The 21587-nt window shown below is 45.5% G+C and carries 18 protein-coding genes; 16 read left to right on the top strand and 2 right to left on the bottom strand.

The annotated features are described in order from the left end of the window. The first annotated feature begins 31 nt into the window (after positions 1-31). The 8 genes from ACZ43M_RS26175 (at position 32) to ACZ43M_RS26140 (ending at position 9928) form a co-directional block, all read left to right on the top strand. Positions 32-1759, top strand: a complete 1728-nt coding sequence (locus ACZ43M_RS26175) for an ABC transporter ATP-binding protein (RefSeq protein WP_464505436.1) — start codon at positions 32-34, stop codon at positions 1757-1759. After that, positions 1760-3604 carry an ABC transporter ATP-binding protein gene (locus ACZ43M_RS26170; protein WP_464505435.1) on the top strand — a complete coding sequence of 615 codons (1845 nt, stop codon included), beginning with the start codon at positions 1760-1762 and terminating at the stop codon, positions 3602-3604. Positions 3605-3822: 218 nt separating this feature from the next. Continuing rightward, the gene (locus ACZ43M_RS26165; protein ID WP_464508122.1) at positions 3823-4977 is read left to right on the top strand and encodes an MFS transporter; all 1155 of its coding nucleotides are present in this window, start codon (positions 3823-3825) and stop codon (positions 4975-4977) included. A 318-nt stretch (positions 4978-5295) separates the two neighbouring features. Continuing rightward, a complete protein-coding gene (locus ACZ43M_RS26160; RefSeq protein ID WP_464505434.1) occupies positions 5296-6471 on the top strand; it encodes an ABC transporter substrate-binding protein in 1176 nt (391 codons plus the stop codon). 117 nt (positions 6472-6588) lie between these two features. Next, positions 6589-7470: a branched-chain amino acid ABC transporter permease gene (locus ACZ43M_RS26155; protein ID WP_464505433.1), complete on the top strand. Its 882-nt coding sequence runs from the start codon at positions 6589-6591 to the stop codon at positions 7468-7470. Between the two features lie 17 nt (positions 7471-7487). After that, positions 7488-8465, top strand: coding sequence for a branched-chain amino acid ABC transporter permease (locus ACZ43M_RS26150; RefSeq protein WP_464505432.1), 978 nt, complete (start codon positions 7488-7490; stop codon positions 8463-8465). Beyond that, positions 8440-9219, top strand: a complete 780-nt coding sequence (locus tag ACZ43M_RS26145; RefSeq protein ID WP_464508121.1) for an ABC transporter ATP-binding protein — start codon at positions 8440-8442, stop codon at positions 9217-9219. The genes ACZ43M_RS26150 and ACZ43M_RS26145 overlap by 26 nt, the downstream gene beginning before the upstream one ends. A 1-nt stretch (position 9220) precedes the next feature. Further along, entirely contained in the window at positions 9221-9928 is a 708-nt protein-coding gene (locus tag ACZ43M_RS26140) for an ABC transporter ATP-binding protein (protein WP_464505431.1), read from the top strand. 37 nt (positions 9929-9965) lie between these two features. Here ACZ43M_RS26140 and ACZ43M_RS26135 read toward each other — a convergent pair whose 3' ends face one another. Then, on the bottom strand, positions 9966-11774 hold the full coding sequence (locus ACZ43M_RS26135; RefSeq protein WP_464505430.1) for a TIGR04190 family B12-binding domain/radical SAM domain protein: 1809 nt from the start codon (positions 11772-11774) through the stop codon (positions 9966-9968). A 462-nt stretch (positions 11775-12236) separates the two neighbouring features. Between ACZ43M_RS26135 and ACZ43M_RS26130 the strand changes: the two genes are divergently transcribed. From ACZ43M_RS26130 to ACZ43M_RS26110, 5 genes are all read left to right on the top strand, one after another. Next, positions 12237-14102, top strand: coding sequence for a GAF domain-containing sensor histidine kinase (locus ACZ43M_RS26130; RefSeq protein WP_464505429.1), 1866 nt, complete (start codon positions 12237-12239; stop codon positions 14100-14102). Beyond that, positions 14077-14730 (top strand): response regulator, encoded by a 654-nt coding sequence (locus ACZ43M_RS26125; RefSeq protein WP_464505428.1) that lies wholly within the window; start codon positions 14077-14079, stop codon positions 14728-14730. Before ACZ43M_RS26130 ends, ACZ43M_RS26125 begins: the two co-directional genes overlap by 26 nt. A 308-nt stretch (positions 14731-15038) precedes the next feature. Then, the gene (locus ACZ43M_RS26120) at positions 15039-16442 is read left to right on the top strand and encodes a S8 family serine peptidase (protein WP_464505427.1); all 1404 of its coding nucleotides are present in this window, start codon (positions 15039-15041) and stop codon (positions 16440-16442) included. Positions 16443-16818: 376 nt separating this feature from the next. Continuing rightward, positions 16819-17295 (top strand): Cys-tRNA(Pro) deacylase, encoded by a 477-nt coding sequence (ybaK, locus tag ACZ43M_RS26115; protein ID WP_464505426.1) that lies wholly within the window; start codon positions 16819-16821, stop codon positions 17293-17295. Positions 17296-17458: 163 nt separating this feature from the next. After that, positions 17459-18559, top strand: coding sequence for a PRK06851 family protein (locus ACZ43M_RS26110; RefSeq protein ID WP_464505425.1), 1101 nt, complete (start codon positions 17459-17461; stop codon positions 18557-18559). Between the two features lie 38 nt (positions 18560-18597). On the opposite strand, the gene ACZ43M_RS26105 is transcribed toward ACZ43M_RS26110, so the two are convergent. Further along, on the bottom strand, positions 18598-18753 hold the full coding sequence (locus tag ACZ43M_RS26105) for a hypothetical protein (RefSeq protein WP_464505424.1): 156 nt from the start codon (positions 18751-18753) through the stop codon (positions 18598-18600). 95 nt (positions 18754-18848) lie between these two features. Here ACZ43M_RS26105 and ACZ43M_RS26100 point away from each other — a divergent pair, with 95 nt between their 5' ends. The 3 genes from ACZ43M_RS26100 to ACZ43M_RS26090 are packed head-to-tail and all read left to right on the top strand — an operon-like array spanning position 18849 to position 21525. Beyond that, positions 18849-19517 (top strand): DNA alkylation repair protein, encoded by a 669-nt coding sequence (locus tag ACZ43M_RS26100; protein ID WP_464505423.1) that lies wholly within the window; start codon positions 18849-18851, stop codon positions 19515-19517. Between the two features lie 57 nt (positions 19518-19574). Next, positions 19575-20429, top strand: coding sequence for a Cof-type HAD-IIB family hydrolase (locus ACZ43M_RS26095; protein ID WP_464505422.1), 855 nt, complete (start codon positions 19575-19577; stop codon positions 20427-20429). 28 nt (positions 20430-20457) lie between these two features. Then, positions 20458-21525 (top strand): PQQ-dependent sugar dehydrogenase, encoded by a 1068-nt coding sequence (locus tag ACZ43M_RS26090; protein WP_464505421.1) that lies wholly within the window; start codon positions 20458-20460, stop codon positions 21523-21525. Positions 21526-21587 lie beyond the last annotated feature (62 nt).

Here is a 21587-nt window from a genome sequence, read left to right as displayed (position 1 = left end):
TTGTCAGGCAGGCTGAACTGGGGGCATCCTTATGGGCTATTTAACCAAATACATAAAAAAATATTGGAAGTCGTTTATCGTGGCGGTCCTGTTTCTAACAGTTGAGGCAGTCTGTGACCTGCTGCAGCCGACGGTAATGGCGATCATTGTTGATGATGGGGTAGCAGGCAGAGATATTGATTATGTGCTGAAAATGGGCGGAGTCATGCTGTTAATTACCGCGATTGGCGCCGGAGCAGCTTCAACCAGAAGTATCATGGCCAGTATTGTGTCACAAAATTTCGGTACCGAACTTAGGTCCGATCTGTTTAAAAAGATTCAATCACTGTCGTTTCGCAATCTCGATCATTTTGACCGTGCGTCATTAATTACTCGCTTAACGAACGATGTTACGCAGGTGCAAATCTTTGTTAATGGACTAATGCGGATATTCGTCAAGGCACCGTTGCTTGCAATTGGCGGCTTGATTATGGCAGCAAGACTCAATCTTCACCTTGCGGTTGTCCTCGCAGTCGTCGTGCCAATTGTGGCTGTCCTTATTGTCTTTAATTTAAAGCTGGGCTTTCCGAAGTTCTTTAAGGTGCAACAGGCATTGGACCGGGTTAACAGGGTTATGCGCGAATACCTGTCAGGTGTACGCGTCGTAAAGGCGTTTAATCGCTTTGATGTTGAAATGGCCAAATTTTCAAGGTCCAACGAGCACTTTAAAGAGGAATCGGTTGGAGCAAACCGGTTAATGGCGATATTCAGCCCAGTGATCATGCTGACAGTCAACCTTGGAATTGTTGTCGTGCTATGGCTCGGCGGCCTCGGCGTCAATACTGGTACTATTCAAGTCGGCCATGTCATTGCGTTTATCAACTATATGACACAGATACTGTTTTCCTTAATGATGATCTCGATGGTGTTTACGATGTTTGTCAGGGCTAAGGCCTCGGCTGGCAGAATCGGGGAAGTATTTGCCGAAGAAACCCGGCTGACCTGGGATGAAAGCCTAAGCACCTTCAGTGAAAAAGGCAGCATTCAATTTCAACATGTTTCTTTTTCCTATGACGCTGCAGGGAGTGAGCCTGTCTTAAAAGATATCAATCTATCGATTCACCCCGGTGAAACGGTCGGCCTCATCGGGTCAACTGGCTCGGGAAAAACCACCCTCGTCGGTTTGATCCCTCGCTTTTATGATGTTACAGGCGGAAGTATTATGGTAGACGGTGAAGATGTGAAAAATGTAAATCCAAAACTTCTACGCGAAAAAATTGCCTTCGTGCCGCAGAAAAATGTACTGTTTACCGGCACGGTGGCTGAAAATATCCGCTGGGGTAAGGAAGATGCCACTCAACAAGAAATGGAAGCAGCAGCAGCAATGGCCTGCGCTGATGAGTTTATTACAGCTTCACCGGAAGGATATCAAACGAGGATTGGCCAGGGTGGCGTCAATTTCTCCGGCGGCCAAAAGCAGCGGCTTTCGATTGCCCGAGCCCTGGTGAAAAAACCGGAAATTTTGATACTTGATGACAGTACAAGTGCGGTTGACGTAGCCACCGAAGCAAAGATGAAGGCGGCGTTAAAGAAATATGCGAACGGGCTAACCTGCATCCTGATTGCCCAGCGTATCTCTTCCATTATCGATGCCGATAAAATTGTCGTTCTTGATCGAGGTGAAGTGGCGGGAATTGGCACACACCAAGAGTTAATGAGGGATTGCAGTGTCTATCAGGAAATCTATCGTTCGCAAATGGGACAACAGGAGGCGCTTTAAATGACGAAGGCAAACCAGCAGGCACAAACTACTCCTCCCGGACCGCCGCCGCTGAGGCCAGGCGGTGCCCACCATCGCGGCCCGGTTATCAAGCCGAGAAATTTTAAAGCAACCTTAAAGCGGCTTTGGGACTATTTCGGCAAAGAGCGAAACATGCTGACGCTGATTTTACTGTTTATTTTAGTAGATTCCATCATTATGCTGATGAATCCCTATTTAATCGGAAAAGCCATCGATGCCATGAGCCTTCGTTCTGGCAAGGTGGATTTTAGTTTTTTGGAAGTCATGATTGTCATCCTGGCTGCTGCCTATCTCGCTGATGCCGCCCTCACCTTTTTGCAGGGCTGGCTGATGGCTGGCGTCGCCCAACGGATTGTGAAGAGTTTACGGGATTCCCTGTTTAAAAAATTGCAGAAGTTACCGGTCTCGTTTTTTGACTCGCGCACGCATGGGGAGCTGATGAGCCGCTTATCCAATGATGTTGACAATGTCAGCAATACGATATCCCAATCGACCACGCAGCTAATGTCCGGGGTCATCGTGATTGCCGGGTCATTAATCATGATGATAATTTTAAGCCCAATTCTAACGTTGGCCAGCATGATAACCGTGCCGCTTGTGTTTTTACTGACCCGGACGATTGCCAAGCGGACGAGTGTCCTATTTAAAAATCAACAGCAGCAGCTTGGTAAACTAAATGGCCATATTGAGGAGAGTATTTCCGGCATTGAAGTAGTCAAGGCCTTCAACCACGAGGACAAGGTGATGGAGGAATTTGAAAATGTTAACACAAGGCTGCGTGAGGTCGGCCTCAAGGCGCAAATTTGGTCAGGCTTTTTGATGCCAATCATGAACGTGATCAATAACCTTGGTTTCACAGTAGTGGCTGTTGTCGGCGGCCTCCTTGCGGTAAAAGGCCACATAACTGTTGGGGCGATTGCCAGTTTTATCACCTACTCACGGCAATTTGTCAGACCGTTGAATGACCTGGCCAACATCTTTAATATCTTGCAGTCTGGTGTTGCCGGCGCTGAACGGGTTTTTGATATTATCGACGAAGAGGAAGAGCCGGTTGACTCGCCAACTGCCGTGACACTAACAAATCCTCGCGGCCATGTTGTGTTTGAAAACGTCAGCTTTGGCTATCGAAATGATGTGTCCATTTTAAAAAATATCAGCTTTGAAGCGGAGGTTGGCTCAAGCACAGCTTTAGTTGGGCCAACCGGAGCAGGGAAAACGACAATCGTTAATCTGCTGACTCGGTTTTACGATGTCACTGGCGGCCGGATTCTGTTGGATGGCCGCGATATCCGCGATTATACCCGCGACAGCCTAAGGCGCTGCTTTGGCTTTGTTCTTCAAGATACGTATTTGTTTTCCGGGACGATCAAGGAAAATATTAAATACGGAAAACCGGAAGCAACCGACGAAGAAGTAGAGCAGGCAGCAATGATGGCGGGAGCTGATTTGTTCATTAAGCGGCTGCCGCGCCAATATGAGACGGTTCTTGCAGAGAATGGCGGGAACTTGAGTCAGGGGGAACGCCAGCTGCTGGCGATTGCCCGGGTGATGCTGGCGAAGCCATCGCTCTTGATTTTGGATGAAGCGACAAGCAGCATTGATACGAGAACAGAGCTTCATATTCAAAAGGCGCTGCTAGCCTTGATGAGGGAGCGGACGAGTTTTATCATTGCCCATCGCCTGAATACAATCCGTGATGCCGACTGCATCATGGTCATTGACCATGGAGAAATTGTCGAAACAGGCAGCCATGAAGAATTGATGGCTAAACAAGCGAAATACTATCAAATGTTTTCCAGTCAATTTAAGAATGCGGAGGCTTAAGCCCGCATTCTATTTTTTATATTGTGACAACTGTAAAGACACCTGTTAGAATACTAGATAAAATATTATTTCTATAAAAGAGGAATAATGGTAATAGGTATTTTAACAGGGAGGATGTTATGGACAATACAAATAGTATCTCAGGCGGGAAACTATATGGTGCCAATGCCGGCCGTAAGTCGGGCTTTTCAGAAAGGAAACTGCTCGGTATTGCCGGGATGGGCTGGATGTTCGACGCAATGGATGTCGGCATGCTGTCATTCATTATTGCGGCATTGCAGAAAGAATGGAACTTGACTCCAGGGCAAATGGGCTGGATTGGCAGTATCAATTCCATTGGGATGGCCGTCGGGGCGTTCATTTTCGGATTAATGGCGGATAAAATTGGCCGCAAGCATGTATTTATCATTACTTTGTTGTTGTTTTCAATAGGAAGCGGTGCATCGGCATTTGCTACCGGGCTAACTGTGTTTCTAATCTTACGGTTTTTGGTCGGAATGGGTCTCGGTGGTGAGCTTCCCGTTGCCTCGACGCTCGTCTCGGAAATTGTCCCCGCTGAAAAACGAGGCAAAACGGTTGTGCTGCTGGAAAGCTTCTGGGCAGGCGGCTGGCTGATTGCTGCGGTTATTTCCTACTTTATTATCCCTAAGTATGGATGGGAAATTGCATTGCTGCTTAGTGCGACACCTGCCCTTTATGCGCTCTATTTACGGGTCGGCCTGCCCGATTCGCCGCGTTTTGCCGCAATCAAGGAGAAAGAAAAGGTTTCTGTGTTTAAAAATCTTGCCAGCTTATGGTCAAAGGAATATGCCCGCCAGACAGCGACATTATGGATTGTCTGGTTCTGTGTCGTCTTTTCCTATTACGGTATGTTTCTGTGGCTGCCAAGCGTAATGGTCATGAAGGGTTTCAGTTTGATTAAGAGCTTTGAGTATGTGCTGATTATGACCGTGGCGCAGCTGCCTGGCTATTTTACGGCTGCTTGGTGCATTGAGAGATTCGGCCGAAAATTTGTGCTGGTGGTTTACTTAATTGGAACAGCTGTCAGCGCCTATTTCTTTGGCACGGCGGAATCTACAGCACTGCTGATGACTTCAGGCATCCTGTTATCCTTCTTCAATCTTGGCGCCTGGGGCGGGCTTTATGCGTATACGCCTGAGCAATATCCAACCCTCATCCGCGGCACCGGATCTGGTATGGCTGCTGCTGTGGGAAGGATTGGCGGTGTGTTGGGACCGCTGTTGGTCGGCTATCTTGTGGCACAGAAGACGGACGTTTCCATCATCTTTACCATCTTCTGTGTTGCCGTGTTAATTGGAGCGTTCACTGTGTTCATTTTGGGAAAAGAAACGAAACGACAAGAATTAGCATAATATTATTAGCTAAGAGATTCCTGATTTTTGGGGTCTCTTTTTTGCTTACGGGGAAAACAATCATATTTAGACAAAATATTTCATAGCCTGTTTTTTTATAAAAAGTAAAAGTAAATTCTTATTCACTTTAACGGAATACCATATTAAAATTTTGGTAAAGTACAGAATTTATTATTTTTTAAATTATTTTGAAATAACACAACTAAATACTAGACGAACCCAGAATTATTATGTACAATGTTTTCAGAATATTATCTCTTTTAGGAACAGTAGGACAACTTTGTTTGGGAAATTTTTATAAAAACGGGGGGTAAGGCAATGAAAAAGAAAAAATTAGCTGGTATTTTTGCGTCGTTCATGTTAACGGCGGGGGTGTTGGCAGCCTGTGGTTCAGCAGAAACTGGTGGAAGTGGGGACAAGGGCGGCGACATTATTATCGGTTCTAACCTTGAATTGTCCGGTGGTGTGGCATCTTATGGTTCATCGATCAAGCAAGGTGTTGATTTAGCGCTTGAAGAAATCAACAAAGAAGGCATTGATGGCAAAAAGTTAAAGCTGGTTTCATTTGATAACAAGTCGGAAGCTCCAGAAGCGATTAACGGTGCAACCAAGCTAATCAGCCAGGATAAAGTTGTTGCGATTATTGGTTCGGCAACGAGCGGTAACACAAAGGCTCAGATTGAAATTGCACAAAGCAATGGCATTCCATTGATTACGCCAACTGGAACAGCAGCTGACGTAACCGTAAAAGACGGCAAATTGAATGATTTCGTATTCCGTACTTGCTTCATTGACCCATTCCAAGGCACAGTTGCTGCAAACTTTGCTGCCAAGGAATTAAAGGTTAAAACGGCTGCGATTTTCATTGACAGCTCAAGTGATTATTCAAAAGGCTTGGCTGATTCCTTCAAAAAGCAATTTGCTAAAGAAGGCGGCAAAGTGATCTCTGAGGAAGCATATGTAGCAAAAGACACTGACTTCAATGCCCAGTTAACCAACATCAAAGGGAAAAACCCGGATTTCGTCTTTATTCCGGGCTATTATGAAGAAGTGGGTCTAATCGTGAAGCAGGCTCGTGCCTTAGGTCTCGATGTACCATTGATGGGTGCTGACGGCTGGGATTCTCCAACACTTGTTGACCTTGCCGGCAAGGACGCTTTGAACAATACATTTATTACAAACCACTATTCTTCTGGGGATTCTGATAAGGACGTTCAAAAATTTGTTGAAGCATTCAAGAAAAAGTACGATGGCAAATCTCCTGACGCATTCAATGCTTTAGGTTATGATACAGCCTATTTCCTTGCTGATGCCATCAAGCGTGCTGGCGGCGGTGATTCCAAGAAGATTCAAAAGGCGCTTGCTGAAACAGATGGACTTCAGTTGGTAACCGGTAAAATGAAGCTGGATAAGAATCACGATCCAATCAAATCCGCTGTAATTCTTGAGTACAAGAACGGTGAGCAGCAATTTAATACAAAGGTAAATCCATAATAGAAAAGCGAAAGCGCCTTGACCAGGTGCTGGAGCTAGACAATTTTAATAATTTGAATAGGGAGAGCGCAGGTTCTCCCTGTTTGTTTTTAAAGCCTTTTTAAGGAGTGTTCGGACATGGAGCAAATCATACAGCAGCTGGTAAACGGCGTGTCCCTGGGCAGTATTTATGCGCTGATTGCCCTTGGTTACACAATGGTATACGGCATTGTCAAACTCATTAACTTCGCCCATGGGGACGTATTCATGGTCGGTGCATTTATCGGTTTTTATTCTATTACTATTCTTGATTTAGGGCTGTTCCCAAGCTTGCTCTTATCAATGGCGGCCTGTGCCATCTTCGGAGTATTAATTGAAAGGATTGCTTACAAGCCGCTGAGAAATGCGACAAGAATCGCCGCCTTGATCACGGCAATTGGTGTCTCATTATTTATCGAGTACGGAACGATCTATGTCCGCGGTGCCCAGCCGGAAGCGTATCCAAACAATATTATTCAGTTGAAGAGTATAGAGCTATTCGGTGTTAAAATCAGCGGCCAGTCATTGCTGATTTTAGGAGTATCGCTTGCTTTAATGATTATACTGCAATTTATTGTTCACAAGACGAAAATTGGCAAAGCGATGCGCGCGGTTTCACATGATATGGATGCGGCAAGATTGATGGGAATTAACGTGAACAACACAATTTCGGCTACATTTGCCATCGGTTCGGCACTTGCTGGAGCAGCCGGAGTTATTTTTGGCATATATTATACAAAAATTGAACCATTGATGGGGATTATTCCGGGCCTTAAAGCATTCGTTGCCGCGGTATTGGGCGGAATTGGCATTATCCCGGGTGCAATGGTTGGCGGATTGGTATTAGGCGTCATTGAGTCTCTTGTCAGCGCCGCCGGATTCTCGTTATGGCGTGATGGCGTTGCTTTTGTCGTGTTAATTTTGATTCTAATTTTCCGACCTGCCGGACTGTTTGGTAAAAATGTCCGGGAAAAGGTTTAGGGAGGTGCGCAGCTGAGATGGGCAAAAATGTGAAACAAGCAAAGTTTTTTTGGACATCCATCGTATTGGCCGTTGTTTTTGCGGTTGTGGTTCAGTTTCTGATTAACGGGGGCATTTTAAACTCTTTTTATATAAATACATTGTTTTCAATTGGAATTAATATTATCCTAGCAGTCAGCTTACACCTAATTATCGGGATTACTGGTCAATTTTCGATTGGACATGCCGGGTTCCTTGCTGTCGGTGCATATATGTCAGCGGTTGTAACGATGAAATTAGGTCTTCCGTTTTCAGTGGCAATCCTAGCAGCAGGTGTCGCCGCAGCAATTGCTGGTGTGGTTATTGGAATTCCTACCTTAAGGCTTAGAGGTGACTATCTAGCGATTGCTACTTTAGGCTTTGGGGAAATCATGAGGATTGTATTCTTAAACATGGACTATGTTAACGGAGCGAGCGGGATGACAGTCTCCCACTTGATTACCTGGCCATGGCTGTTTGCCTGTGTGCTGATTACGATTATTGTCATTGCCAACTTTACGAATTCAACTCATGGCCGGGCATGTATCTCGATTCGGGAAAATGAAATTGCCGCTGACGCGATGGGAATCAATACGACGTATTATAAAGTAATGGCCTTTATTATTGGTGCATTTTTTGCAGGGGTTGCAGGAGCTCTGCATGCCCATAACTTCTATATCATTCAGCCAGTTAACTTCGGCTTTTTAAAGTCATTTGATATATTAATACTCGTTGTTCTTGGCGGTTTAGGCAGTATGTCAGGTTCGATTATTGCCGCGATTCTGCTAACCATCATTTCTACCTTCCTCTCCAGTTATCCAGAGGTCCGGATGGTCATTTACAGCCTTGTGCTCGTGGCCATGATGCTATTCCGCCCGCAGGGATTGATGGGGACAAAAGAAATTACTGCCTTCTTGAAAATTGGCAAAGCCGCTAAAGGAGGGAACCATGATGTCGACAAAAACACCGTTGCTTAAAGTTGACAATGCTGGCATCCGATTTGGCGGATTAAAGGCTGTTTCTGAAGTGGATTTGGAACTCTTGGAAGGAGAGTTGGTCGGGTTGATTGGCCCGAACGGAGCTGGAAAAACAACTTTTTTCAACCTGTTAACCGGGGTTTATGTTCCAACTGAGGGAAGCATATCACTGGACGGTGCGAAATTAAATGGACTGGCCCCCTATAAAATTACTAAAAAAGGGATCAGCCGGACGTTCCAAAACATCCGCTTGTTCAACGATTTATCGGTTTTGGATAACGTAAAGGTGGCCTATCATTCACAGGCCAAGCATTCAATCGTCAGCTCGATTTTCCGCCTTCCTTCCCATTTCTCGGGTGAAAAGGAAATGGAGGAAAAGGCAATTGAGTTTTTAAAAATTTTCAAGCTCGACAATGTGCTCCATGAGCAGGCGAAAAATCTGCCGTACGGCCAGCAGCGCCGCCTTGAAATTGCCCGGGCGTTGGCGGCCAATCCACGATTGCTGCTGCTTGATGAGCCGGCTGCCGGAATGAATCCGCAGGAAACGGAAGAGTTGATGAATCTAATTGCCCTAATTCGTGAAAAATTCTCGCTAACGATTCTATTAATTGAGCATGATATGAATCTTGTCATGGGTGTTTGTGAACGAATTTATGTGCTTGACCACGGTCAATTAATTGCCCAGGGGACTCCTGAAGAAATCAGAAATAATCCTAAAGTCATCGAAGCATATCTCGGCGAGGAGGTTTCCTAACATGCTAAAAATCAATGATATCAATGTCTATTATGGAGCTATTCATGCATTAAAGGGAGTTTCCCTCGACATCAATCCGGGCGAGATTGTGACCTTGATTGGTGCCAATGGGGCAGGTAAAAGCACACTGCTTAAAACGATTTCCGGGCTATTAAAGCCAAAGACGGGTGAAATATTATTTGAAAGTGAGCATATGGCTGGAAAAGTGCCGCAGCTCATCGTGAAACGGGGCATTTCCCATGTTCCTGAAGGCCGCCGCGTGTTTGCCAATATGTCGGTTGAGGAAAATTTGGAGCTTGGCGCATATTTACGCAAGGATAAACAGGGGATCCGAGAGGACTTCGAAAAGGTTTTTGAACTGTTCCCTCGGCTTCAAGAACGCCGCAAGCAGCTGTCAGGCACACTTTCCGGTGGTGAGCAGCAAATGCTCGCGATGGGCCGCGCGTTAATGGCACGCCCGCGATTACTGCTGTTGGACGAGCCGTCGATGGGTCTAGCGCCGCTGCTCGTTAAAACAATCTTTAAAATCATTGAGGAAATCAATCAAACTGGCACAACGATTCTGCTGGTCGAGCAGAATGCCAACATGGCATTGTCCATCGCCAACCGCGCTTATGTGATCGAGACGGGGAAAATCGTGGCAAGTGGTACTGCCGAAGAGTTGGGGCAAAGTGACCAAATTAGGAATGCCTACCTTGGCGGGCATTAAAGCGAAAAGAGGCTGCATGAGACAGCCTCTTTCTCATTTACATTTTCACTTTTTGCCGTTCCGGTTCAAGCTTAAACTGATAGCGAAGTTTTGGACTTAATGAATGTTTAAGTTTATTTTTATATTCAACGCACAACTGCTCCAGTCCCACCATGGCGAGTGAGAAGAAATTGGCGTAGTTTTTCTGGACTTCCCATTTCAGCTCGTTCTTGCCGCAAATGCTGTATTGATTCAACTCTTGTATTTCCTTTTGCAGGATGGCTAGTTCCGCAGCCTGCTCTGCCTCTGGGAGGGAGAGAATATGGTCAATTTTCTCGATATAAGCCTGCGATTTTTTTATTTTTTCTTTTATATCTTCATAGCCTGCAGTGTCAATCAGACCGTATTTTAATTTAAAGTCGTTCAGTTTATAGGCAGCTTCATAGGTGGCATTTACAATATCGTCCCGGGTCATGTGCTTGGTCTCATAGCTGAGCATATGCTTCCATGATGGCTGGGTGATCGCCTTGCGATGATCTTCGAGCGTATGGCAGAATTTTTTGTAGCCATGGATTTCCGGATGCTCAAATGCCGGGCTCGCCGGGTCAAGGAACGGCGCAAGCGGCGCGACAAAATAGAAAATCCTAGGGTCCCGATTGCAGGCAAGATGAATATCTTCGCAGAAGTCAATGTTCTCGACAGAACTTGCGTATGTCTGGTCCGGAATTCCAACCATAAAGAACAAGTCGATTTTTTTACAGCTATGCTTTAATGCAAAGTTTAACGTATCAATCACTTTTTCGTTTGTACAGCTGAATTTCCCATTATAGCGTCTGATTTTTTCATCATGGGTTTCCAAGGTAATTTCAATGCTATAGTGCGGAACACTGTCCTCAATTTTTCTAAAATACTCCTCATCGGCATACTGGAACAATTCAAATACCATTTCGTTTTTCAGATTCAACTTTTTCAAGCGGCAGAAAAATTCATTGACATATTCTCGTCCGCCCTGGCGCAAATCATGCAGGATAAAAATCGGAGCCCGGCTGAACCGGGAAATAAATTGAATGTCCTCCACCAGTTTTTCCGGTGACCGCAGTGCCAGTGAGTTGCGGTTACAGTTTTGGTCATAGGCTTCCCTGGAGCCGCCGCAGATCAGGCAGTTTTGCGTACAGCCGCGAGCGGTAAGCAGCGCTGTGTTTGGATATTGCAGCCAGCCATTGTAAGGAAGCGGGTCAAGGAAATTCCTGTATTTGAACACGGAACGGACTGTATACCTGTAGCCGGGAACATCAATATCATCCAAATCCTTTGGTACGTAAGTAATCGAGTTATAACCAATTTCATTGCCTTTTTTCCAAGTCAGGTTTGGAATATCGGCGTAGTGAGTGTTGCCTGTTTCCAATTTGTTCATCAGCAGGAGCATGAGTTTTTCCGTTGAATCGCCGCGCATGACAAAGTCGATAAACGGATAGTCAATTAACTCCTTATGATAGTAGGTGGAGGATAATCCCCCAAAAATAACCGGTGTTTCCGGATGGAGATTCTTGACGATTTTGGCCAGCTCGATGCTGCCATGGGCGTGCGGCAGCCAGTGCAAATCGATACCGAATGCCCGGGTTTTAATATTCTTCAATTTTTTCTCGACATCAAAGTTTTCGCTCATCAACATGCGGTTGGCAATATTGATTATTTTTACCCTGAGCCCATAGCCCTCTAAATAGTCTGCAATGCTGGTCAAGCCGATTGGATACATCTCAAACACAGGTGATGATGGCACAACATCACTTATCGGGCCGGCAAGCAGGGCATTTTTTCGAAAATCATACACACTCGGAGCGTGGAGCAGCACCAAATCATATTTCATTATGAACCACCTCTTATAAAAAATGTTTATTTAAAGGACTTTGTAGTTTGTGATGTATTTCACATAAATTCCGTTGTCAACGTCAAAAAGGTAAATTGTAAATCCTTTGTTAATTTTAGTTTACAATAATTATGGTTTGATAGAGTGACAATTGAGTGACAGAATTTGGTTAATTTTGTGCCAATTTGATTCTAGTACTAAGGTAGTATCGCAAGAATAATGCTTTTGCCAAATAGAAAATAGGAAGGTGATTATGACATAATATTGTATACCAAACCATACCATACCATGTTTGGTGATCCAGTCCGGTCAGTGTGGTGCATTAGACCGGTCTGGGTTTTTATTTTTTGCATATGTTTTGGGAGGAAGGATTCTCCCAGATTGTTTTCAATGAAGATATCCTTTACACTGTAATTAACTGAAAATTTAGTAATCCGTAACGGAAATAAAGGGGTCGTTGCCATGAGTAGTTCAGGCATTTTGCAAAAGAAAGAGAGGCTGTCGCGGCAATTTTTAGGGCTGATAACATTTGCTGGCGGATGGGTTTTTCTTCAAGCTGGCCTGACGCAGTTATCGGTCCCACATGATCCGTTAATTTTCGCGTTATTGATACTATTCCTATTTATTGTAGAGTATTTCCCGTTACCGGTCTGGAATGGTACAGTTACCATTTCGTTTGCGCTCGTTTACGTCATTTATGTTATTGATGGGGTTGCGAATACGCTCGTTTTTTACGGGATTATTGTTGCCGCTGTTAATATTATTGGGCGTCGTCCGCTGCGAATTATTTTGTTTAACCCGGCCATGCACATGATCAGTTTCTTTGTGGCCCATATGGCGGGCCAATGGCTGGATCCGATGCTGCCTCTCGAGGGTGTTTCTAAAGTCTTGCAGGGTCTTATTCATGTTGGCCTTGTGATTATCCCCTATTACTTGATTAATAACTTGATTGTTGACTTCGTGCTGTGGATCCGGCCGCAGAATTATCCTATTAGGGTCTGGAAGCGAAAGACGCTCCAGGAGCTGAACAGTTTTCTGATTTCTGCCGTCTATCTCGTGCTTTTTTATGTGTTGGGCAATCAAAATCGCGGCCAAGTTGACGTATTTACCTTTTTTTTCTTCTTTTCGCCGCTAGTCTGCTTTGCTTTGCTAAGCTCAATAATCGCCAATTTAAAGCGGGAGAGGGCGAAGCTGAAGGCATTGTTCAGCATTTCCTCCGAGTTAAATAAAAAAATTGCCGCTCCCGATTGGGTTACCTTTTTAGCCAATAATCTTCAAGAATTTATTGATGTCGATGCTTGGATATTGTGGAAGCGGCGACCGACCGGCTGGGTGTTTAGCTTTGGCGAAGGTCCGGTTGTGATGGGCTCGGAATTATCCGGGGAAACCGCCTCTGCTTTCGAACATATCACAGGGGTAAAAGTCTATGAAAATACGAAAATAGAAGCCGGACCTGCAGGTGATTTTTTTACAGAGGAAGTCGGCTCCTTATTGTATGCCCCATTAATTATTGAAAAAGAATTAGTTGGATTGTTTGTCCTTGGCCGTGTCCGGACAAGAAGTTTTGGTGAAGAGGACTACCGCTCGGCGGCAACGCTGGCCAACCAGCTTGCGGTTCTGATTAAAACGCGCTGGCTGTTTGCAGAGCAGGAGAAGCGGCTGATATTGGAGGAAAGAAACCGGATTGCCCGGGATATCCACGATGGCGTTGCCCAGTCGCTTGCCGGTGCGATTATGAACTTGGAAACGGCGCAGCGGAAGTTTACCAAGGTGCCTGAAGATTCACTCCGGCTGATGGTGGAAAGCACAGGGAAGCTGAGAAAAAGCTTAAAAGAGGTGCGGGAATCGATTTATGCTTTGAGGCCATATCCAACTGAGCGGGTCGGTCTGCTGGCCGCAATCACTGCCAAGATTAACATGCTCCGCCGCGAACACAATCTGGAAATTTGTCTTGAGACCCGCGGGCCAGAGTTTCAATTAAGCTCAATGGTCGAAAAAATTATTTTTGATATATGTCAGGAAAGTGTGCAGAATGCCCTTAAGCACGCAGAGGCGTCAAAAATTGATATACTGCTAAGCTTTCAAAAAGAGAATGTGATGTTAAAGGTGAAGGATAATGGTAACGGTTTTTCGCTGTTTCAGGCAATGATAAAAGCGCGCGAGCATCCGCATTTTGGGATACTACATATGAATGAAGCAGCGGAGAAGATTCACGCGATGCTTCAGGTCGACAGCCGTGAGGGGGCTGGAACGGAAATTACGTTAACGGTTCCAAGAATGGGGATTGAAGGGGGAGAAATACATGATCAAGCTTATGCTAGTCGATGACCATGCCGTGCTGCGGGACGGTTTGAAAAACATTTTGGAAATGGAGTCGGATATTGATGTGATTGCTGAGGCGGTCAATGGCAACGATGCAATCGCCAGGGTAAAGGAAGCGATGCCGGACGTCATTTTAATGGATATCAATATTCCCGAAAAGAACGGGATTGAAGCAACCAGTGTGATTAAAAAGCAATATCCATCGATAAAAGTCTTAATCTTAACGATGTTTGACCATGACGAGTATTTTATGTCGGCGATTCGTGAGGGGGCCGATGGCTATTTACTAAAGGATGCGCCGTCTCAACATGTTGTCGATGCGATTCGCGCAGTGGCAAATGGCCAATCGGTGATCCATCCAAGTATGACCAAGAAGTTTTTGGGTTTCATGCAGCCTAAGCCGGAGGTGGTTGAGGAAGAAAAACCGGCAGACTCGATGCTGACCGAGCGGGAAAAAGAAGTACTGTTGTGCTTGGTCAAGGGCATGAACAACAAAGAAATCGCCCAAACCCTATTCATCAGCGACAAAACCGTCAAAATTCACGTCAGCAACATCTTCAAAAAACTAGGTGTTAAAAGCCGGTCGCAGGTCGTCATCTACGCCGTACAAAACCAACTGGTGCCATTGACGTAATGTAATGTGGCAATGTGGCAATAGTGGGAATGGTGGTATTGGTGTCAGGCACCACAAAAAGACAAATTCGCCCTTTTGTCCACGTGGGGCGGACATTTCTATTATTTAATAATAAACTCTTGTTTAGGAGGAGATGGAACCGGGTGCTTTGTGCCTGGTTTTTGTTTTGGCTCGTCTACGGAGGTATATCCTCGGTATGAGGGAAAGTTAGTACCGATATTCATTAATATTACTCCTTTTGGCGAATGGTGTTTTCTGGCATATTCCCGGAAAATGGGATATATACCAATTGTGAGAGGGGTTTGGATATGAAAAAGTGGCTTTCAGGACTTCTTATTTTTGCTTTACTATTCTCGTTGGTGCTGCCAAATCTACCAGAGGCTAAAGCAGAGGTAATTCCCGCAGTACTAGATTTGGATCTTGTGAAGGTATTAAAAACAACAACACAGCCGGTACAAGTGGTTGTAACTTTTGAAGGAGACGGCCCTCCTACTAAAGATAACCTAAATTTGTTGGAAAAGCTGGGGATTACCAAAGCAATTTCGATGAAGGCTTTGCCAATTGCAGGTTTGCTGGCGACAAAGGACCAGATTAATAAACTTGCTGCCACACCTGGTGTAAAATCAATCTATTTAAATAAAAAGCTTACATATTATAATGCCGATGCAACGGCGATGACCGGCGTTGATAGGGCGCGCGCCGATGCTGCGATGACCCAGGCAAACGGCGGCCTGCCGATAACCGGTAAAGGTGTTGGAGTGGTCATCAATGACAGCGGAGTTGACGGCCTTCATGGTGATATAAAGTTTGGCAGTCACCTGGTGCAGAATGTGCTGGCAAGTGTAAATTTAAGCAATCTAACAGGCGGTCTTGTGCCGATTAAATATATTGAAAATGTCCCCAATACCGATTCCAATTCGGGACATGGCACCCATGTGGCTGGGATCATTGGTGGAACGGGTGAAATGTCTGGTGGTAAATATGAAGGCGTTGCCCCTGGTGCCAACCTGGTTGGCTACGGTTCCGGTGCAGCCCTTCTAGTACTAGACGGTATTGGCGGTTTTGATTATGCGATTGCTAATAAAGAAAAATACAATATTCGTGTTATTAACAATTCTTGGGGATCCTCGGGCGAGTTCGACCCCAATGATCCTATTAATCTAGCAAGTAAGGCGGCCTATGATAACGGAATTACGGTGCTTTTTGCCGCGGGAAATGAAGGACCGGCTGAAAACACCCATAACCCTTATGCCAAGGCCCCGTGGGTCATTTCCGTTGCTGCGGGAGATAAGGAAGGCAGCTTGGCGGACTTCTCCTCCCGCGGTACAAAAGGTGTCGGCGGCACATTTGAGATGGATGGCCGGACCTGGACATGGAAGGATGAGCCTTCGATTACCGCCCCAGGGGTCGATATTATTTCCACCCGAGTGCTTGGTCCCGTTGCAACTTTGGGTCTGACGTCCGATATTGGGCTTATTGAGCCGCAGTATTTGCCATTTTATACAACGATGAGTGGTACCTCGATGGCAACACCTCATGTGGCTGGAATTGTGGCGCTTATGCTTGAAGCTGACCCAACGCTGACACCTGACCAAATTAAGCAGGTGCTTCAGAATACCGCTACCAACATGCCAGGCTACGAATCATGGGAAGTCGGGGCAGGATATGTCAATGCTTATGATGCCCTGCATAAGGTGCTGTTTGATTTTTAAAAAACGTTCCCCCAAAAGGGTGTTAGGCATATCATCATGGTGCCTGACACCTTTTTGTGTTTGCCGGTAAAGCGGAGAAAATCGCCGGTAATAAGTACGGAACCGCCGGTAAATTGAAAAATTCGCCGGTAAACTACTGCAATTCGCCGGTAACATGGGTGAAATCGCCGGTAAATTTCCAATCGACCAGAAAAGTGTGAAAATCGACCAGAAAAATACAAAAAGGGACCAGAAAACAATAAAAAGAGACCAGAAAATTAATAAAACTGACCAGAAAACGCGAGAAATCGACCAATAAACCAACAAGGTACTCCCAAACTGTAAAAAGGTTTCCTATTTTTGATAAAATAAATACAAAAACAGAAGGATGATCACCATGGCCCATGCCAAAACGAATGCAATGCGGATTCTTGACACGCAGAAGATCCAATATGAGGTCCTTACCTACGAAAATAAAGATGGAAAAATCGATGGGGTATCGGTTGCGGGAAAAGTCGGTAAAGATCCAAGGGAAGTTTACAAAACACTTGTTACCCAAGGAGCGAGCAAAGCGCTTTATGTGTTTGTTATCCCCGTTGCTGAGGAGTTAAATCTGAAAAAGGCAGCCAAAGCTGCCGGGGAAAAGAACTTGGAAATGCTTCCGGTAAAGGATATTCAAAAGTGGACCGGCTACATCCGCGGCGGCTGCTCACCATTAGGCATGAAAAAGCAATACAAGACCTTCCTCGATGAAAGCTGCCAAGAGCTTGACACCATGGTTGTCAGTGCCGGAAAAATCGGTATGCAAATCGTGTTGGAACCAGCTCAATTGCAAGCAGTCACCGGGGCAGAATTCGTTGACGTCATCAAATAGATCTGCCAACCCCGCGCGAATAAAATAGATTTTTTCATGGGCATTCACCTACAGACTCCTGATGCATAAGATAATGTGACCATAATCTTTGCAAATGACATATATGAAACTTTGCATGACTACACAACAGAGGCAAAGTTGCTTAAAAAGGGAGTGTTGATGAATGGCAGGAAAAGTGAAAAACTACTTCGCCGGCGGCAATACCGCCAAGGGCTTTCACAACTTGTATGATTCCAATTTGCAGGGGCTTGACCGCTTGTTCATTTTAAAAGGCGGACCAGGAACCGGGAAGTCCTCGCTAATGAAGAAAATTGGCAACGAGTGGCTGGAAAAGGGATATAATATTGAATTTCTCCATTGCTCGTCAGACAATAATTCTATTGATGGGGTGCTGATTCCGGCCTTAAAGGTCGGCATAGTCGACGGCACAGCGCCGCATGTGATTGAACCGAAGGCACCTGGAGCAGTTGAGGAATATATCAATCTCGGTGAAGCATGGGATAAGATGGCCCTTGCCGCCCACAAAGACAGTATTCAAAGGCTGACGGAGCAAATCAGCGCCGCCTTCGCCAATGCCTACGCAACCTTTAAAGAGGCGCTCGAGGTCCATGATGATTGGGAAAAAATCTATATCAACAGCATGGATTTTCAAAAGGCCGACCAACTGACAAACAAGTTGATTGATTCGTTTTTTGGAAAAATGAAGTTGAATAAGAAGCCGGATGTTCGCCACCGTTTTCTAGGAGCGGCTACACCAAAGGGTGCGGTTGACTTTGTACCAAATCTAACGGAAGAGATTCCAAAGCGTTATTTTATTAAAGGACGTCCTGGTTCCGGAAAATCGACAATGCTGAAAAAATTGGCCGCAGCTGCTGAGGCGCGCGGAGTCGATACGGAAGTCTACCATTGCGGTTTTGACCCGAATAGCTTGGATATGCTGATTTTCCGGGAACTGGGGATTGCGATTTTTGACAGTACGGCGCCGCATGAATATTTCCCGAGCAGGGACGGCGATGAAATCATTGATATGTATGAGATTTTAATTGAACCGGGAACCGATGATATTTTTGCCGATATCATCAGTAAAATTTCTGCCAAGTATCGCAACAAGATGAACGAAGCAACAAGCTGGCTCGCCAAGGCAAAGGAACTGCACGATGAGCTGGAGCAAATTTACGTTTCCGCAATGAATTTCGAAATTGTCGATAAAATTCATGCTAATATTGCTGAGGAAATAAATTTGCTAGCTGGGGTAAAAGGTTAAAAATAATCGTGCCGGGTGGAAAGTCCCCCGGCACTTGTCTATTTATGTGGATTTGTCTTGCTTTGCTGGTCTTTATTCCGTTTATTGCCCTTGCTGTTATCACCGCTCACAAACTCTGTGCCGAATTCCGCCTCTGCATGCCCAGCTGTAGGCGAATTTTGGTTGGCGCTGCCTTTATTGTACTTTTTCGTCATTAGGGAATCCCTCCTTTTTCTAATTAATAGTTTGGCATTGGGGGGATTGTTTATGCGCTCCGTATTTTTTACAATAAAAGGAAGAGGTGGTAGCGATGACGGAAGCAATTGATATCTTAACAGACTTGTTTGAAAGCAATCGAAATGAAGAAAATGCCGGACCGATGGAGAGATATATGAAAAATCATTTTCCGTTTCTGGGGATAAAAAAGCCGCTGCGGGCACAACTGGAAAAGCAATTTTTCAAAGAGACTGGAATCTTGAAGGAACAGTTTCAGCAAGACTTTGTGTGGACCCTTTGGCAAAAGGAGGAACGGGAATATCAATATACGGCTCTTGTTTATCTTGAAAAATCGTCAAAGAAGCTGCAAAAGGCAGACCTGCCATTTATGGAACAACTGATCAGAACAAAGTCGTGGTGGGATAGTGTTGATGCAATTGCACCAAAGCCTGTTGGGGGGATTGCAGCACGTTATCATGAGGTTATTAAGGAGAGTATTGACGGTTGGGCGGTTAACGAATATATGTGGCTGCGGCGGGCGGCTATTCTTTTTCAATTAAAATACAAGAGACAGACGGATGAGGAGCTGCTTTATCGATACATAGTACAAAACGCGGACAGCAAGGATTTTTTTATTCAAAAAGCGATTGGCTGGGCGTTACGGGAATACTCAAAGACTAATCCGGCCTCGGTTAAAAAGTTTATTGCTGGCACGCAGCTGGCGCCGTTAAGTGTCAGGGAGGGCAGCAAGTATCTGGCGTGAGCAAAAACACTATTCATGATAGAATGGCACTAATGAATGAAACTAAAGGAGACCATTATGATTAAATGTATTGCAACAGATATGGATGGGACATTATTAAACGCGATGCAGACCATCAGTGAAGAAAACAAACAGGCCATTCTAAAGGCGCAGGCTGAGGGAGTAGAGGTGGTCGTGGCAACCGGCCGGGCCTATCAGGAGGCAACCTATGTGCTGGATGAGGCGGGGTTAATTTGTCCGTTAATTTGCGTCAATGGCGCAGAGGTCCGCGGGCGCGATGGCGGGATCATTTCGGCAACGCCAATTGATAAAGCTGTTGCCAGAGATGTCGCAGCACAGCTAGCGAAAAGTGATGTGTATTTTGAAGTATATACCGATAAAGGTGCGTTCACTGTGGATACCGATAAGGCTGTTTCAATCATGGTAGACATTGTACTGACTGCCAATCCAGAAGCAGATCGCGCGGTGGTTGAACATGCAGCGGGTGCGAGACTTCGCGATAACTTGATTCATCCTGTAGATAATTATGGTGTGCTGTTTGATAGTAATGAATACAAAATCTACAAGTTTTTGGCGTTCTCGTTTGACGAGGAAAAGCTGGCTGCTGCTCAAGGTTCGCTAAATGGGTTTACGGAATTGTCAGTGACAAAATCAGGTGAAGAAAATATTGAAATTACTCACAAGGATGCGCAAAAAGGTATCGCCCTTGAGGCGTTTGTGGGTGCAAACGGGATTGGCCTCGATGAGACAATGGCAATCGGCGACAATTTTAACGATGTGTCAATGTTTGAAAAGGTTGGCCGCGCGGTGGCAATGGGGAATGCCAGCCCGGTCATTAAAACGATGTGTGATATGGTCACCGACACCAATGAAAACAGCGGTGTGGCAAAGGCGATACTGGAAGTATTATAGGATTTGAAGGAGGGGCGCGGCTAGGCGTATGTTGCGATTATGCTCGATGTTACTGATGGTCATGCTGCTGGTTTCAGGTTGTTCTTCTGTTGAAAAAGAGGATCCTGGGGATGAGGCGATTGTACTGCAGCAAGATGTGGAAGTGGTGGCGGAAAATTTATCTGTGCCTTGGTCAATCAATAAGGTGGATGGAGCTTTTTACATCAGTGAACGAACAGGAAGCATCGCAGTGATTAAAGATGGGAATGTGGAACGGCAGCAAGTGGTGTTGCGGAAACCGTTGGCGGAGGCTGCAGAGGCCGGGTTATTGGGTTTTGTACTTGCTCCTGATTTTGCGGCGTCAAAACAAGCATATGCTTATTACACCTATTCTGAGGGGGACGAACAATTTAACCGTGTCGTTATCTTGAAAAATGACGGTACTTCTTGGACTGAAGCGGATATTTTGTTAGATAGGATACCGAGTGCTGCGTACCACCATGGCGGGCGGATAAAGCTTGGCCCTGATGACAAGCTGTATATTACGACAGGCGACGCCACCGTAAAGGATTCCGCGCAAGACCGGGCCTCTCTTAACGGAAAAATATTACGGATGAATTTGGACGGAACAATTCCTAGGGATAATCCGTTTGGAGCAGATTCGTACGTTTACAGCTATGGGCACCGCAATCCGCAGGGGTTGGTGTGGATTGGTTCGACGCTATATGCCAGTGAGCACGGACAATCTGCACACGATGAGATTAATGTGATTAAGCCGGGAGCCAACTACGGCTGGCCAGTGATTGAGGGGCGTCAGAAGCAATCCGGTATGGAAACCCCCTTGTTTCAATCGGGTGATGAGACTTGGGCACCATCAGGTATGGCTGCGTCAGGGGATGAAAAGTTGTATGTCGCGGCATTGCGAGGTAACGCTGTCAGGGAATTTGATATCAAGAAAGACCGGACAAAACCAGTGATCACCGGTCTCGGCCGCATCCGCGACGTCTTCATCGACGGCGACTACCTCTACTTCGTCAGCAACAACACCGATGGCCGCGGTACCCCTGATGAACAAGACGACAAACTCTATCGGGTACTGCTGCGGGATGTAAAATAAGAATAAGACGAGCAATCTTCACTGATTGCTCGTCTTATTTGCGGAAATTCCTTTTTTATTTG

The sequence above is a fragment of the Neobacillus sp. B24 genome, assembly GCF_055381825.1.
Note: the sequence above shows the minus strand (reverse complement) of the source record. Positions and strands in the feature narration are given on the sequence as shown.

Coding starts and splice junctions, on each gene's coding strand:
- ACZ43M_RS26120 (WP_464505427.1), top strand. CDS start 15,039: ATGAAAAAGTGGCTTTCAGGACTTCTTATTTTTGCTTTACTATTCTCG.
- ACZ43M_RS26100 (WP_464505423.1), top strand. CDS start 18,849: ATGACGGAAGCAATTGATATCTTAACAGACTTGTTTGAAAGCAATCGA.
- ACZ43M_RS26150 (WP_464505432.1), top strand. CDS start 7,488: ATGGGCAAAAATGTGAAACAAGCAAAGTTTTTTTGGACATCCATCGTA.
- ACZ43M_RS26130 (WP_464505429.1), top strand. CDS start 12,237: ATGAGTAGTTCAGGCATTTTGCAAAAGAAAGAGAGGCTGTCGCGGCAA.
- ACZ43M_RS26140 (WP_464505431.1), top strand. CDS start 9,221: ATGCTAAAAATCAATGATATCAATGTCTATTATGGAGCTATTCATGCA.
- ACZ43M_RS26105 (WP_464505424.1), bottom strand. CDS start 18,753: ATGACGAAAAAGTACAATAAAGGCAGCGCCAACCAAAATTCGCCTACA.
- ACZ43M_RS26175 (WP_464505436.1), top strand. CDS start 32: ATGGGCTATTTAACCAAATACATAAAAAAATATTGGAAGTCGTTTATC.
- ACZ43M_RS26145 (WP_464508121.1), top strand. CDS start 8,440: ATGTCGACAAAAACACCGTTGCTTAAAGTTGACAATGCTGGCATCCGA.
- ybaK (WP_464505426.1), top strand. CDS start 16,819: ATGGCCCATGCCAAAACGAATGCAATGCGGATTCTTGACACGCAGAAG.
- ACZ43M_RS26160 (WP_464505434.1), top strand. CDS start 5,296: ATGAAAAAGAAAAAATTAGCTGGTATTTTTGCGTCGTTCATGTTAACG.
- ACZ43M_RS26165 (WP_464508122.1), top strand. CDS start 3,823: ATGGGCTGGATGTTCGACGCAATGGATGTCGGCATGCTGTCATTCATT.
- ACZ43M_RS26135 (WP_464505430.1), bottom strand. CDS start 11,774: ATGAAATATGATTTGGTGCTGCTCCACGCTCCGAGTGTGTATGATTTT.
- ACZ43M_RS26170 (WP_464505435.1), top strand. CDS start 1,760: ATGACGAAGGCAAACCAGCAGGCACAAACTACTCCTCCCGGACCGCCG.
- ACZ43M_RS26110 (WP_464505425.1), top strand. CDS start 17,459: ATGGCAGGAAAAGTGAAAAACTACTTCGCCGGCGGCAATACCGCCAAG.
- ACZ43M_RS26125 (WP_464505428.1), top strand. CDS start 14,077: ATGATCAAGCTTATGCTAGTCGATGACCATGCCGTGCTGCGGGACGGT.
- ACZ43M_RS26155 (WP_464505433.1), top strand. CDS start 6,589: ATGGAGCAAATCATACAGCAGCTGGTAAACGGCGTGTCCCTGGGCAGT.
- ACZ43M_RS26095 (WP_464505422.1), top strand. CDS start 19,575: ATGATTAAATGTATTGCAACAGATATGGATGGGACATTATTAAACGCG.
- ACZ43M_RS26090 (WP_464505421.1), top strand. CDS start 20,458: ATGTTGCGATTATGCTCGATGTTACTGATGGTCATGCTGCTGGTTTCA.